The organism is Synechococcus sp. CCY9202, assembly GCF_034931685.1.
Taxonomy (GTDB): Bacteria; Cyanobacteriota; Cyanobacteriia; order PCC-6307; family Cyanobiaceae; genus CBW1002.
This window is the reverse complement of record NZ_JAYGID010000009.1, coordinates 70,668-84,579: the sequence shown is the minus strand read 5'-3', so window position 1 is coordinate 84,579 and position 13,912 is coordinate 70,668. Positions and strand designations below refer to the sequence as shown.

Here is a 13,912-nt window from a genome sequence, read left to right as displayed (position 1 = left end):
AGAGGCCAACGATGCCGAAATCGGGCAGTTTGCGGCTCTGATAGCCGCCGATCCGACTTTTTGAGCCGGAAATCCACTGATGCCTGTGGAAAACTGGCTCGTGGGCTCGTTTTTCAGCAAACTCTTAAGGCCGCCTTCATACAGCATCTGCTCCACGAGTTGTTCGGTGCCCTCGAGTTGTTGCAGCACAGCCTTCGTCTCCGTCACCGTGAACACCTGTCCCACCGTGGCCAGATGCGAAAGGAACGCATTGATCTCCTGCTCGCCCATCTCACGCGGATGGCGCATCCCGTGAACGTGCAGAACTTGATGATGATTCATGTCTGCGGTGCGGAACCACCTTCAGGGTTCCCCGCCCGGTCCCTGCCGCGCTCGCGCCAGTGTTGTCTCCAGTTCCCGACGCCACTCGCCCGGCGCGAAGCTGTGCCAACGCCCATGGCCGGGCAGCAGCCAGCGCACGTCCAGATCCAGCAACCGCTCCACTGAATACAGCTGCTCCGGCCAGTTCCACCAGCAATAGCGCTGGGAGGCCACCACCCCCGGCGGAGCCACGCCCCACCAGAGGTGGTCGCCGCTGAACAGCACCTGCTCGGCGAACAGCACCGCCACTGAGCCGGCCGTGTGTCCCGGCACCGGCAGCACCAGCAGGTCGGCATCGAGCCGGATCGGCTCCGTGTCTTCGAAGCGGTGCTCCGCCTGCGGCGCGGCCTCCGCATCAGCGCTGTGGATCCAGCGTTCGGCGCCGAACCGCTTGGCCCAGGCCTGGTGGTCGGCCACATCGTCGCGGTGGCTGAGCAGGATGCGGCTGACGCCGCCCAGGGCCTCGATCCGGCGGGCCAGCGCTGCGCTCCAGCGCGGTGAATCGATCAGCACGTTGTCTGAGCTGCCATCGGGTCGTCGCTGGGTGATCAGCCAGCTGCTCGCCCCGAAGCTCTGGCGCGACGCCCAGCCGCAGTAGTGCACCTCCCCCTGCGGCAGGCTCACCACCAGCGATGGGAAGCCATCGGCTGGAGTGAGCGCCAGCAGGTCTCGGCTGGTGCCGATCGCGGCCACCGGGCAGGCCTGCAGCGCCAGCAGGGCGGCGCGGGTCTCGGCATCGCCCTGGGGCTGGGCCCAGACGTGCGAGGTGCTGCCAGTGGGGGCGAAGTGGGCCGGATCGAACTGCCAGCAGGTGCCGCAGTCGATGCAGTTGGCATCCACGTAGAAGGGGCCGCCGGCATTGGCGGCCAGGCGCTCGCTCGCACGGGCCATGGCGGTGAGGCAATACCACCCTCAGCCTGGTGGATCGCTCCGCTCTGGCCCACGGTCTGGTGCTGGGGCTATAGAGCAACGGCACCCTGTTCCGGCCCGATGGACCCCCGCGCGGATCTCACCAGCCACTTTCTCCAGCTCGCCAGCGGTAACTGGGTCACCAAGATGATCCACGTGGCTGCCGAACTGGAGCTCGCCGACCATCTGGCCGCCGCCAACCCCGAGGGCCTGACCGCCGAGGAGCTCGCCGCCCAATGCGGCGCCGATGCCGATGCCCTGTTCCGGCTGCTGCGGGGCCTGGCCAGCCTGGGCCTGTTCGCCGAAACCGAGCCGCGCCGCTTCGTGCTCACCCCCCTGGCCGACCTGCTGCGCAGCGACCATCCCGCCTCCCAGCGCCAGTTCGTTCGCATGCTCGGCGGTGAGCACTACGACGCCTGGGCCGACCTGCTGCACAGCGTGCGCACCGGCGAGAGCGCCTTCCGCCACCACTACGGCGAACCCGTCTTCCCCTGGTACGGCCACAACCCCGAGCGCGGCGCCATCTTCGACGGCGCCATGACCGACTTCTCCCGCGTGGAGACCCAGGGCCTGCTGGCGGCCTACGACTTCAGCTCCCTCACCCACCTGGTCGACGTGGGCGGTGGCCGGGGTCAGCTGCTGCAGGCGGTGCTGCACCACCACGGCCACCTGCGCGGCACCCTGTTCGATCAGCCCTCCGTGGTGGAACCGGTGACGGTGCCGCCGGAGCTGGAGGGGCGCTTTCAGGTCGCCTCCGGCGACTTCTTCCATTCCGTGCCGGCCGGAGCCGACGCCTACCTGCTCAAGCACATCCTCCACGACTGGGGCGATGACGCCTGCCTCACGATCCTGGGCCAGATCCGCGCCGGCCTCGCCCCCGGCGGTCGGGTGCTGATCCTCGAGCAGGTGATTCCGCCAGGCAACGATCCGGCCCCCGCCAAGATGCTCGATCTGAACATGCTTGTGATGACCGAAGGCGGACGCGAGCGCACCCCCGGTGAGTACGCCCGGCTGCTGGAGCGGGCCGGCCTGCGTCTCGAGACGATCACCGCCACGCCGTCGCCGATCAGCGTGGTGGAGGCGGTGCTGGGCTGAGCCTGCCTGAGTTGTTCCATGACCGCCACCTTCCCGTGGGTCCGGGCGCGCCTGTCGCGCCGCATCGCCTTCTGGATCTTCCTCAATTTTCTGGTGGTGGAGGCGATCGTGCTGGTGCCGTCGGTGCTGCGCCAGGCCGAGCGGCTGGGCCTGCAGCTGCGGGAGATTACCAGCGCCAAGATCCAGTGGCTGGTCACCATGCAGGCGCCAGGAAGTCCTGAGGCCCTGCTGCAGGAGGTGAAGCGGCTGCAGGGGCCAACCATGGTGGCCGATCTGAACGGCGCGGCGCTCTACCGCGCCTCCACCGGGGAGCTCCTGGGGGGCTTCGGTTCCAAACCCAGCCTCCGCTCGGCTGCGGCTGCCGATGCTTCGCTGCAGGGGCGCTGGTTTCCCGGCGAGAACGCCTACGACGGCCGCTGGAGACCCCAGGTTCTGCGGGGCAACGACCTGGTGCTGATCGTGCGGCACAACGATGCCGCCCTGCGCCAGGGCCTGCTGGTCTACGTGCGCAACATCGTGCTGATCGTGCTGGGCATCGCCAGCGTTCTCACCCTGATCACGATGGTGGTGATGCAGCGCCTCGTGATCGGCCGGGTGCTGCTGCTGCATGATCACCTGCTCCGATCCGGCACCGCCTTTGAGGAGGGGATGCCAGCCGATCCAGACAGTTTTCTCATCCCGGTCGCCGCCGCGCGCCGCACCGATGAACTCACCGACGTGATCGAGGCCTTCAACCGTTCCTTCCAGCGCACCAGTGGCGAGATGGAGCGTCGCATCGCGGCGGAGATCTCCGCCCAGGCTGAGCGGGACCGGTCCGAGTCGCTGCTGCTCAATATCCTGCCGGCGCCGATCGCCGAGCAGATGAAGCGTGGCAGCCACACGATCGCCGAGACCCACGCTGATGTGACGGTGCTGTTCGCCGACATCGTGGGGTTCACCGCTCTCTCCTCCCGGATTGATGGCGACGCCCTGGTGGTGCTGCTCAACCGCGTCTTCTCCAGCTTCGACGATCTGAGTGAGCGCCACGGGCTCGAGAAGATCAAGACGATCGGCGACAGCTACATGGTGGTGGGCGGCCTGCCGACCGCACTCGACCATCACGCCGAGGCCGTGGCGGAGATGGCCCTGGCGATGCAGGCGGCGATCGCCCAGGTCGAGGCTCCGGTGGCAGGGTCGCTCGCTCTCCGCATCGGGATCCACAGCGGGCCCGTGGTGGCCGGCGTGATCGGGCGCCGCAAGTTCATCTACGACCTCTGGGGCGAGACCGTGAACGTGGCCAGCCGCATGGAATCGAACGGGGAGCCGGGCCGGATCCAGATCAGTCAAGCCACCTGCCGCAAGCTGGCCGGCTCCTATGCCACCGAACGTCGCGGCCAGGTGCCGATCAAGGGCGTGGGGGAGATGACCACGTACTGGCTGCAGGGCCGACTTGCGTCGTAGTCGCTTCAGCCGCTTGAGCCGTTTCAGCCGCCGAGGTAGGCCATCTCTGCCGGAGTGGCTCGGCCCGCGGTCGTGCCAACGGCCTCCCTACGGTCTTCGCTGTAGCGGTCCTGCCGCTGTTGCCAGAGTGCCCCGATCGCAGCCCGCAGTCCCGCCGCATCCGCTGATGCTCCTGTGGCCGGCCGGAGCCAGGGTTTGAGGTCGCTGCCGCCGCTGGCGAACAGGCAGGTGTAGGCCACGCCGTCGGAGGTGACCCGCAGGCGATTGCAATCGCCGCAGAAGGGGGCACTGATCGAGGCCACCACCGCCACATGCAGCGGCGCGGCGCCGGCTGAAGACCCCGGGTTGTCGAGGTAGCGCCAGCGGCTGGCGGTGCCCTGGGCCGGACGCCCCACCGGTTGCAGCGGCCAGTGGGCTCCGATGTGCCGCACCATCTCGGCGGCGCTGAGCACCTGCTGCGGGTCCCAGCCGTTGCGGTTGCCCACATCCATGAACTCGATCAGGCGCAACTCCACCCCCCGCTGACGCGCCAGGGCCGCCAGCGGGATCAGCTGGTCGTCGTTGCGGCCGCGGGCGATCACCGCGTTGAGCTTCAGCTCCCCCCGGGCCGGATCGAAGCCGGCGGCGCGGGCATGCTCGATCGCCTCCAGCACCCGTTGCAGCAGTCGCTCCCCCCGTGCCGCCTCGGCCTCTGCGGGCGGGGCGGTGCTGGCGAGACCGGCCATCCGGGCCACGCTGGCGCCATCGGTGCCATCGAGACTGAGCGTGATCCGATCCAGCCCGGCCTGCCGCAGCGCCCTGGCCCGTTCCGCCGTGAGCAGCGCCCCATTGCTGGTCAGGGCGATCTCGCGCAGCTGGCCGTCCGGGCCACGGTTGCCGTGTCCGCCGGGCTCACCGCCTTTCAAGGGCTGCAGGCTGCTGATCAGCTCCTCGAGCGGTGCATAGAGCAGTGGCTCCCCGCCCGTAAGCCGCAGGGAGGAGAAGCCCAGCCCGGCGGCGGTCTCGACCAGTTGCCGCCGCTCCGCCAGGGTCAGCAGCTCGGGCGGATCCCGATCGTCCGGGCAGCAGTAGGGACAGGCCAGGTTGCAGCGGGCCGTGAGCGACAGCCGCAGCACCCCCGGCGCGCGGTGGTGGCGATCGAGCAGAGGGACTGGGGGGTCTGAGGCGGCAGGGTCCACGCGGGCATCAGCCCTTGAGGCTTCGGCTCCGCCCAGCCTGCCGGGTTCCGCCTTGGGCTGGCGAGTCACGGCCCGGCTGCCTTGTCCGGTCGTGCGGCTGGCCCGTCGTGTGGCCAGTCGTGCGGATGGTTGCAGTTCCTCAGCTGGGAGGGCTCCAGCCTCACCGGCAGCACCGGCTGGCGATCCAGCCAGCCATGAAGACGGCGATGGTCCAGCGCCAGCCAATCCTCCAGATCGCGGCGCAGCGTTGCCGTGTTCGGGTAGGCCCCCAGCAGCGGCTGCAGGCGCTGGCCGTCGTGGGCGAGGCAGAACTGGTGGGGGTGTTGGTCTGCGGCCTCGAGCAGCTGCCGCAGGCTCTGGGTCTCCAGCCAGGGCATGTCCACCGGCATCAGCAGCAGGATTGCGTCGTCCGGGTGGCGGTGCATCAGCCGCGCCAAGGCCCGCAGCGGCCCTCGCGAGGGGGGTGGTTCCTCGAAGCAATCCAATGGCACGCCCAGGGGCTGCGCCAACCCTGCGGCCAGGGCCAGGTGGGACGAATGGCGGCTGCAGAGGGTGATCGGCCGGCCCAGGGACGCCAGCCGTCGCAGCCCCCGCTCCAGCCAGGGGCCGCCGGACGGATGGGGCAACAGGGCCTTGTCGCGGCCCATGCGGCGGCTGTCACCACCGCTCAGCAGGCAGCTGCGCAGCAAGGATCAGCACTGCTCAGCCGGTGGATTTCGGCAGTAGCTGCTGCTTGGGAGGATCACGCTGCCGCACACAATCGTCAGAGGTCTGGTCATGACATTCGCTGATCAGATGGCTTGAGAATGCCAAGGAGGGTGGCTGAACCATTGCTCTGTCTTCCGGGATCGATACAAGCAGCGATGCAGTCCGGCATGAAGGCTGCTCGATGACCATCCGTAGCTGTGGCTACATCGCGGGTTTGGTGTGAGCTGGTCTAATGCCTGAGCGGTTGGCATTGTGCGCCGCTCAAAGGCTCCGCCCGATTTTCGAGAGGTGAGGGTCGCCATCTTGATTTCACATGCTTGCCGAACTCTGGTCACTCCAGGGCAGATATAAGACACTGCATCTCACCTGGTTTGCCTTTTTCCTTACTTTCGTTGTCTGGTTCAATCTTGCACCCCTGGCCACCACGGTCAAGGCCGAATTTGGGCTCAGCGTTCCTCAGATCCGCACCCTGGCGATTTGCAACGTTGCCCTGACAGTGCCCGCCCGCATTCTGATTGGAATGCTGCTCGACAAGTTTGGACCCCGAATTACCTACTCCACGTTGTTGGTGTTTTCGGCGATCCCCTGCCTGATGTTTGCGGCCGCTCAGGATTTCAACCAGCTGGTTTTGGCCCGCTTGTTGCTTTCCATCGTGGGCGCCGGATTTGTGATCGGCATCCGAATGGTGGCTGAATGGTTTCCCCCCAAGGAGATTGGCGTTGCCGAAGGGATTTATGGCGGCTGGGGAAATTTCGGCTCGGCTTTCTCTGCCTTGACCCTGGTGATCGTGGCCGGCTGGCTGTCATTCTCCGGCGGTTTTGAAGTGGATGGTGCTGTTCTGAACTGGCGAGGTGCAATTGCCTTGACGGGCATCATTTCGGCCGTCTATGGATTGATTTATTATTTTAATGTAACCGATACTCCCCCCGGAAAAACTTATCAGAAGCCCCTTAAGACTGCTGGTCTCGAGGTGACATCGATCAAGGATTTCTGGGGTCTGATCGGCATGAATGTGCCCTTCGCGGCGATCCTGGCGGTGCTGGCATGGCGCCTCCAGAAAGTGAAGTTCCTTGATGCAGGTGGATATACGATTGCCCTGCTCCTGGTGCTGGCTTTCTTCGTCTTCCAGACCTGGGGCATTATTCGTACCAACAAAGACTTGATTCAAGGGAATCGCACTTACGACAAGGAAGACCGCTACCAGTTCAAGCAGGTGGCGATCCTGGAGCTCACCTATATCGTCAATTTCGGGTCCGAGCTGGCGGTGGTGTCGATGCTTCCCACCTTCTTTGAAACCACCTTTGACCTTCCCAAGGCAACGGCGGGCATCCTGGCCTCAGCTTTTGCCTTCGTGAACCTGATCGCCCGTCCTGGCGGCGGCCTGCTGTCCGACAAGCTCGGTTCACGCAAGTCGACCATGGGATTTCTCACCATCGGCCTGGGTATCGGCTATCTGGTGATGAGCATGATCAAGCCCGGCACTTTCACCGGCAATGCTGGCATTGCCCTGGCCCTGGTGCTCACGATGGCCTGCTCGTTCTTTGTGCAGGCTGGCGAAGGCTCCACCTTTGCCATGGTGCCGCTGGTCAAGCGCCGGGTCACCGGCCAGATCGCCGGTATGGTCGGGGCTTACGGCAATGTGGGGGCCGTGGCTTACCTCACGATCTACAGCCTGCTGCCCGTCTGGATGGGTGGCGCTTCGGCGGAGCCTTCGCCTGAAGTGATTGCTGCCTCCAACAGTGCCTTCTTCCAGATCCTGGGAGTGGCTGGCTTGATCGTGGGCTTCATGTGTTACTTCTTCCTCAATGAGCCCAAGGGCTCCTTCGCTGATCAGCATGAGGGTGAAGCCGTTGCTGCCGCCTCCACCGCGGGCTGATTGCCCGCTGTTTTGAGGCCTGGCTCTCCACCACGACCGTCGACATCTGGCAGGCCGATGGCCTGCCTTTTCCATTGTGATCGTTGTCTGTTCATGGTTGATTCCGCTGCCTCTTCCCTGCGCTCCCAGTGCCCCTATTGCGGAGTTGGGTGCGGGCTTGAGCTGATGCCGCCGGCCTCGAAAGGCAAGCCCACCCGTCGAGGTGACGATGGCCTGCCGGTCTGGGGTGCCCGGGGCGATCGGCAGCATCCCTCCAGTCTCGGACAGGTCTGCGTCAAGGGAGCCACGGTCTGCGACACGCTGGATGGGGGAAGGCAGCTGCAGCCCCTCTATCGCGCCAGCCTGGATGATCCGTTGGCGCCGATCTCGTGGGATCTGGCCTTGGATCGGATTGTGCACCAGATCAAGGCGAGTCTGGCTGGCAAGGGGGCAGACGCGATCGCCATGTATGGCTCCGGCCAGTTTCACACCGAAGACTATTACCTCGCCCAGAAGCTGTTGAAGGGGGCGATCGGTACCAACAACTTTGATGCCAATTCACGCCTCTGCATGAGTTCGGCCGTGGCCGGCTATACCCGCAGCCTCGGCTCTGACGGCCCGCCCTGCAGTTATGACGACCTCGATCACTGCGGCGTCGCCTTTCTGATCGGCACCAACCTGGCGGAATGCCACCCCGTGCTGTTTCAACGGCTGCTCAAACGCAAACGACGCCAGCCAGGATCCCTGCAGATGGTGGTGGTGGATCCGCGCGCCACCGCCACCGCTGCCGCTGCCGATCTGCATCTGCCGATTCGTCCGGGCACTGATCTGGTGCTGCTGCACGGAATGGGTCATCTGCTGCTGCGTCAGGCGCTGATCGATTTTGAGTTCGTCGAGGGGGAAACCGAGGGGTTTGCGGCCTATGCCCAACTGCTCCAGGCCTGGACTCCCGATCGGGTGACCCGGATCTGCGGCATCACAGAAGACCAGTTGCAGGCTGTGGCCTCCCTGTGGGGTGGTGACGGTCCGGTGCTCAGCCTCTGGTCCATGGGCGTCAACCAGAGCGTCGAGGGCACCGCCACCGTGGCGGGAATCATCAACCTCCATCTGATCACCGGCCAGATCGGCCGTGTGGGCGCCGGCCCGTTCTCGCTCACGGGTCAGCCCAATGCGATGGGGGGGCGGGAGGCGGGAGGCCTCTCCCATCTCCTGCCCGGCTATCGCACGGTGGTGGATCCTCTGCATCGCCGCGAGGTGGAGCAGGTCTGGGATTTCGGACCTGGTGCGATCAGCCCTGCCCCCGGGCTTGCGGCCTGGCAGCAGGTGGAAGCGATGGAGGCGGGCGAGCTCGATCTCTGGTGGGTCGCCGCCACCAATCCGCTGGTGAGCCTGCCCAATCTCGAACGGGTCAAGGCGGCGCTGCGGCGTTGTCCCCTGGTGGTGGTGAGTGAGGCCTATGCGGAGACGGAAACGGCTCAGTACGCCCATCTGGTTCTGCCCGCTGCCCAGTGGAGCGAGAAGGAGGGTGCCATGACCAACTCCGAGCGGCGCGTCACCCTCTGCCCCGGCTTCCGCCCTGCCCCCGGCCAGGCGCGGGCCGATTGGCAGGTGTTCGCCGAGGTGGGCCGCCGGCTTGGCTTCGTGGATCAGTTCAGCTATGCCTCAGCCGCCGAGGTCTATGCCGAGTTCGTGCAGCTCACGGCCGGCCGTCTCTGTGATGTCTCCGGCCTGAGCCACGACCTGCTCCGCCGTGAGGGTCCCCAGCAGTGGCCCTACCCGAAGGACGCGGAGCCCACCACCGAAGCGCGGCGGCTGTACACCGATTGGTGCTTTGCGACCCCCAGTGGGCGCGCCCGCTTGATCGCCGAACAGCCGATGGGGCTGGCCGAGCCCCCCAGTGAGGCCTATCCCCTGGTGCTCACGGTGGGGCGCTACCTCGGCCACTGGCACACCATGACCCGCACGGCCCGTGTTCCCCGGCTCACGGCGATGCATCCCGAACCCCTGCTGGAGATCCATCCCGACGATGCGGAGTCCCTGGGGCTGGAGAGCGGAGCCCTGGCCTCGATCACCTCGCGGCGGGCCAGCATCACCGCCAGGGTCGACATCACCGAACGGATTCGGCCAGGCACGGTTTTTCTGCCGATGCACTGGGGATTCATGCAGGAGCAGGCCTGTGAAGTGAATGCCCTGTTGCATGAGCAGGCCTGCCCGATCTCGAAGCAGCCTGAACTCAAGGCAGCGGCGGTGTGTGTGCGGCGGCGCAGTCGCGAGCAGCTTCAGGGGAAGATTTCCGCCAGCGCAGCCGCCAGGTTGTGATGGTCGTGCCCGGGGCGGGCCAGCTTGCAGAGGGCGAAGCGCTCCAGTTCTGACAGGGCAAGCCAGCACTCCGGGCTGAGGCTGTATCCCAGTTCGGCGGCGGCCGTCGTGACCGCCACGGGCGGTTCACCTCCCCGCTGCCAGGGTTCCTGGCTGGCGATCGGCAGGTCTGTGGCTTCGCCATCCGGCAGGTCCCGGGTGCGCTGCTTCAGATGGGTGGCCAGGGCCCGGAGTGCCTCGGCATCGTCGCCCCAGAGCACCAGCTCCTGCCGCTCCGCTTCGGGCATCGCCAGCCAGTGGCTGAGGCGAAGTTTGATGCCGGCCAGATCAAGTTTGCGCCTCACACAGAGAGGGATGCAGCGCCAGTTGCCGACGAAGTCGTGCTCAAAATCAAAGCAATGGCTGCCCTGACTGGCCTGGTCAGGACGCATCGGCCCTCCACTGGATCAGACGCTGCAGCTGGGTCAGACCGGCGCCGCTGTTCACCAGGTTCCGGGCCATGGCCAGGCCACGCTCGAGATCGGCCTGCACCCCCGCCAGAGAGAGATAGACGCCTGCATTCCAGATCAGAGCCGTTGTCAGCGGGCCCTGTCCGCCCAGGGCCGCCAGCGCCTGTTGACTCCAGCTGTCCAGCTCGAGCCAGGGCACATCGTTGTCGTAGCAGCCATGGTCACGGGGATGGAGGATCATCCGCTCGATCTGGTCACCCCGCGCACGGGCGGTGATGCAGGCCCGGCTGATCGGCAGGTCTGTGCTGCCTTCCAGGCCTTTCACGGTGATCACCTCCTCCTCGCCCGCCAGATCCAGTGCTTTCCATGCCCGCGATTCGGTGGGGGGATGCACGAAGCCGCTCACCAGGAGATGGGGACCGCGGTGGGCGGTCCAGAGCAGTTCGAGGCTGGCGACGGGTGGGCGCTTCCCCAGATCTTCCCGAATCTCGGTGAGCCGCTCCGCCAGGGGAAAATGATCGGGCTGATGGATCAGGGCCAACCGCTGCTGAGTGAGCCCCTCCTGAACGGTGGCCAGCGGCAGGTGCAGCAGATCGAGGCCCAGGGAGGCGAACAGTTCCATGGCCGTCACCCCGTATTTGACCGGCATCCGGCTTCCGCCCTGCAGCACCACCGGCAGGCCGGCGGCAGCCAGCACCAGGCTGGTCAGCGGGTAGATCGGCGCTGTGCGGGTGCGGCCATCAAAGGGCATGCCGAAGCTGACCGCTCGCTCGGTGGTGTGGAGGGCGGGGCCGAGGTCCCTGTAGAGATCCAGCATGCCGGCGAGTTCCTGGGTCTCCGGTCGTCGAATCCGGTGGGCGATCAGGAAGGCACCGATCTGGGCTGGACTGGCCAGGCCGCGCAGCATCAGCTCCAGAGCATCCCGCGCTTCGCTGCGGCTGAGACCCTGGCTGGTGTGCTCACCGCTGCCGATTTTCTTGAGATAGAGCTTGAATCGCTGGCGTTCATCACTGGGCTGTCTGGCAAATGCTGCTGCGGCTTCCAGGGTGGTCGTGGGATCTGGCGCGGGATTCGAGGTGGCTGGCATCAACATGGACGGTCGGCACTGAATCCACCAGCACCAGTATTTTCCACAGCTGAATGCGGAACTGTGCGGGTTGTGGCCTGAGCCGCACGGGGCCCAAGCGCACGGTGTCAGCCCATCACTGCGAAGAAGTATCAAGCGATACTGATTCTTTCCTGAAGATGCGAGGGGGCGATCAGGTCGATCGGTTCGGTACCAACCATTGCATCAAGGCGCGTCGTGGGCCGAGAGAGTCACCCGAACGTCCCCTGTTCCCGTGCGTCTCGCCGCTTCCTTTGGACTGTTGCTCGGTGTCCTGCATGGCTGGAGCGTTCTGGATCTGAGGGCCTCCCAGGCGGCCGCCCCCTTCGCAGGCCTCTCGGAGGCGGCGCCTCTCCAGGATTCGGGCCGCTCATACTGACGCCATTCATCAGCTTGGTTGCTGCCATGGCTGCGCCGCTGCAGGTCACCCGCGCCCAGGCCTCGCCCCTGGGGGTGGCCCTCGCCTTCCTTGGCATGTTCGTGGTGGGCTCGCTCGCTGTTCAGCTGCTGGCTTCGCTGCCGCGCTCCTCGGGAGGGGCTTCCCGGTCGGGTCCGGTGCCGGTGATTGCCCATCAGGCGACGCTCTGGCAGACCCTCGGCGAACGCTGAGTCTCGGCGGGTCGGATTCAGGGAGTGTCCCGGGCCAGCCTGGTCTGGGAGCTGGGATGGGGGCGCGGCGAGATTCCGTAGCGGTAGTGACACGAGCCCAGAAGGTTCCGCCTCAGGATGAGCGCATCACGTGATTCGGGCACTGGCGCTGCTGTTCCGGCTGCCGTCTCCGACGACTCTTGCCGGCTGCGTATCCCTCATTGGCGCTCGCCGGCCCCACCGCTCCGCTGGATGCTGGCGAGCTGGGGCTTTCGAGGTCACGTCATCCCTCCGCCGCTTCCTGTTCCGGCGCCGTATGGGCGCGCTACTTCTCTATGCAGACCCCTCCCGTATCCGATCTGTCCGCTGAGCCCACGCTCAGCAAACTTGAGCAGGCCAAAGCCAACTTCTGTGGCCTCGATCTGGAGCCCCAGCTGGCAGATCTCGGTCAACAGGGGTGGGAATCTCTGGATGAGGCCACCCTCACCATTCATCTCAAGTGGCTGGGCATCTTCTTCCGGCCGGTCACGCCGGGGCGCTTCATGCTGCGGCTGCGGCTGCGCAATGGTGTGATTCAGGCGGAGCAGTTGGAGGTGCTGGCCGAAGCCGTGGATCGCTGCGGCGAGCATGGCAGCGCCGACATCACCACCCGCCAGAACCTGCAGCTGCGGGGGTTGCTGTTCGAAGACATGGCGCCGCTGCTGGCGGCGATGGAGCGGGTGGGCCTCACCAGCCGTCAATCCGGCCACGACAATCCCCGCAACATCACCGGCAATCCATTGGCCGGCATCGATCCCGAGGAGGTTTTCGATACACGACCACTGGTGAGCGCGATTCAGGAGCGGCTCTTCGCTCCGGATGGTCCTCGCAACCTGCCCCGCAAGTTCAATGTGGCGGTGGGAGGGGCGCCAGACAGTTTCCTTCTGCATAACGATCTTGCCTTTCTTCCGGCCTGGAGCGGTGGGGCCAGTGGTGGTGAGCTTGGCTTCACGGTGATGGTTGGAGGCTTCTTCTCCGCCCAGCGCAATGCCCTGGCTCTCCCGCTGGGCGTGTGGCTTCCTCCGGAGCACTTGCCCACATTCACGCTTGCGGTGCTGCGCCACTTCGAGGATCAGGGCAACCGGGAGGTGCGCAACAAGAGCCGGTTGATGTATCTGATTGATGCCCTGGGGCTCGACGACTACCGCACCGCCGTGCTCGCCCGGTTCGCTGCATTCGCCGGTACCGCGGCGGCCGACACGGTGCGGCCGCACGATGGCAGCAACCTCGTCTGCCGCGCCCCGCGTGATGGTCTGGGGGTGCATGCCCAGAAGCAGGACGGCCTGCATTGGGTGGGCCTGCATGTGCCGATGGGCCGGTTCCGTGGCGCCGACCTGTTTGAGCTGGCGCGCCTGGCGCGCACCTATGGCAGCGGAGAGCTGCGTCTGACCGAAGCCCAGAACGTGCTGCTGCCGAATGTGCCGACTGACCGCCTGGAGGCGCTGCAGCAGGAGCCGCTGCTACAACGCTTCCGTCTCGATCCCGGAGCCCTGCAGGCCGAGTCGGTGAGCTGCACCGGCAATGCCTACTGCAGCTTTGCCCTGATCCCCACCAAGGGCCTGGCCCAGGATGTTCTCGATGCGCTGGAGACGAGAATCGATCTCCCTGAGGCTGTCCGCATGCACTGGACCGGTTGCCCCAACGCCTGCGGCCAGCCCTACATGGGTCAGATTGGCCTGATGGGTGCCAAGGCTCGCAAGGATGGCGAGATGGTGGAGGCCGCCAAGATCTTCCTGGGAGGTTCCATCGGCCAGGAACCGAAGCTGGCGGAGCTCCACGATAAGGGGGTCCCGCTCACCGACCTGACCGATGTGTTGGAGCAGCTGCTCCTGGAGCGCTTCGGTGCCACGCCGAAGGCTGCCTGACC

General features: G+C 66.1%; 12 protein-coding genes and 1 pseudogene. 7 read left to right on the top strand and 6 right to left on the bottom strand.

Going from position 1 to position 13,912, the window contains the following annotated elements; all coding sequences use genetic code 11:
• Both VB777_RS01390 and VB777_RS01385 read right to left on the bottom strand, forming a co-directional pair.
• Positions 1–321, bottom strand: a pseudogene (locus tag VB777_RS01390) (hypothetical protein); the annotation flags it as partial.
• Positions 322–342: 21 nt separating this feature from the next.
• Positions 343–1,251, bottom strand: coding sequence for an MBL fold metallo-hydrolase (locus VB777_RS01385; protein ID WP_323246575.1), 909 nt, complete (start codon positions 1,249–1,251; stop codon positions 343–345).
• A 99-nt stretch (positions 1,252–1,350) separates the two neighbouring features.
• Between VB777_RS01385 and VB777_RS01380 the strand changes: the two genes are divergently transcribed.
• Positions 1,351–2,364, top strand: coding sequence for a methyltransferase (locus tag VB777_RS01380; protein ID WP_323246573.1), 1,014 nt, complete (start codon positions 1,351–1,353; stop codon positions 2,362–2,364).
• An 18-nt stretch (positions 2,365–2,382) separates the two neighbouring features.
• On the top strand, positions 2,383–3,804 hold the full coding sequence (locus tag VB777_RS01375) for an adenylate/guanylate cyclase domain-containing protein (RefSeq protein ID WP_323246570.1): 1,422 nt from the start codon (positions 2,383–2,385) through the stop codon (positions 3,802–3,804).
• 23 nt (positions 3,805–3,827) lie between these two features.
• On the opposite strand, the gene VB777_RS01370 is transcribed toward VB777_RS01375, so the two are convergent.
• Positions 3,828–4,949 (bottom strand): GTP 3',8-cyclase MoaA, encoded by a 1,122-nt coding sequence (locus tag VB777_RS01370; RefSeq protein ID WP_323246584.1) that lies wholly within the window; start codon positions 4,947–4,949, stop codon positions 3,828–3,830.
• 98 nt (positions 4,950–5,047) lie between these two features.
• Positions 5,048–5,671 carry a molybdenum cofactor guanylyltransferase gene (locus VB777_RS01365; RefSeq protein WP_323246568.1) on the bottom strand — a complete coding sequence of 208 codons (624 nt, stop codon included), beginning with the start codon at positions 5,669–5,671 and terminating at the stop codon, positions 5,048–5,050.
• 332 nt (positions 5,672–6,003) lie between these two features.
• On the opposite strand from VB777_RS01365, the gene VB777_RS01360 reads away from it, so the two are divergent.
• Both VB777_RS01360 and VB777_RS01355 read left to right on the top strand, forming a co-directional pair.
• A complete protein-coding gene (locus VB777_RS01360) occupies positions 6,004–7,566 on the top strand; it encodes an MFS transporter (RefSeq protein WP_323246566.1) in 1,563 nt (520 codons plus the stop codon).
• Between the two features lie 93 nt (positions 7,567–7,659).
• Complete coding sequence (locus VB777_RS01355; RefSeq protein WP_323246564.1) at positions 7,660–9,864, top strand: nitrate reductase; 2,205 nt, start codon at positions 7,660–7,662, stop codon at positions 9,862–9,864.
• On the opposite strand, the gene VB777_RS01350 is transcribed toward VB777_RS01355, so the two are convergent.
• Both VB777_RS01350 and VB777_RS01345 read right to left on the bottom strand, forming a co-directional pair.
• On the bottom strand, positions 9,825–10,295 hold the full coding sequence (locus VB777_RS01350; RefSeq protein ID WP_323246562.1) for a nitrate reductase associated protein: 471 nt from the start codon (positions 10,293–10,295) through the stop codon (positions 9,825–9,827). The two genes, VB777_RS01355 and VB777_RS01350, sit on opposite strands and share 40 nt — an antisense overlap.
• Positions 10,285–11,400 (bottom strand): anthranilate phosphoribosyltransferase family protein, encoded by a 1,116-nt coding sequence (locus VB777_RS01345; RefSeq protein WP_197171408.1) that lies wholly within the window; start codon positions 11,398–11,400, stop codon positions 10,285–10,287. The genes VB777_RS01350 and VB777_RS01345 overlap by 11 nt, the downstream gene beginning before the upstream one ends.
• Positions 11,401–11,653: 253 nt before the next feature.
• On the opposite strand from VB777_RS01345, the gene VB777_RS01340 reads away from it, so the two are divergent.
• The 3 genes from VB777_RS01340 (at position 11,654) to VB777_RS01330 (ending at position 13,910) form a co-directional block, all read left to right on the top strand.
• Entirely contained in the window at positions 11,654–11,797 is a 144-nt protein-coding gene (locus VB777_RS01340) for a hypothetical protein (protein WP_323246560.1), read from the top strand.
• 26 nt (positions 11,798–11,823) lie between these two features.
• Positions 11,824–12,027: a hypothetical protein gene (locus tag VB777_RS01335; RefSeq protein ID WP_323246558.1), complete on the top strand. Its 204-nt coding sequence runs from the start codon at positions 11,824–11,826 to the stop codon at positions 12,025–12,027.
• 314 nt (positions 12,028–12,341) lie between these two features.
• Positions 12,342–13,910, top strand: coding sequence for a ferredoxin--nitrite reductase (locus VB777_RS01330; RefSeq protein WP_323246557.1), 1,569 nt, complete (start codon positions 12,342–12,344; stop codon positions 13,908–13,910).
• Positions 13,911–13,912 lie beyond the last annotated feature (2 nt).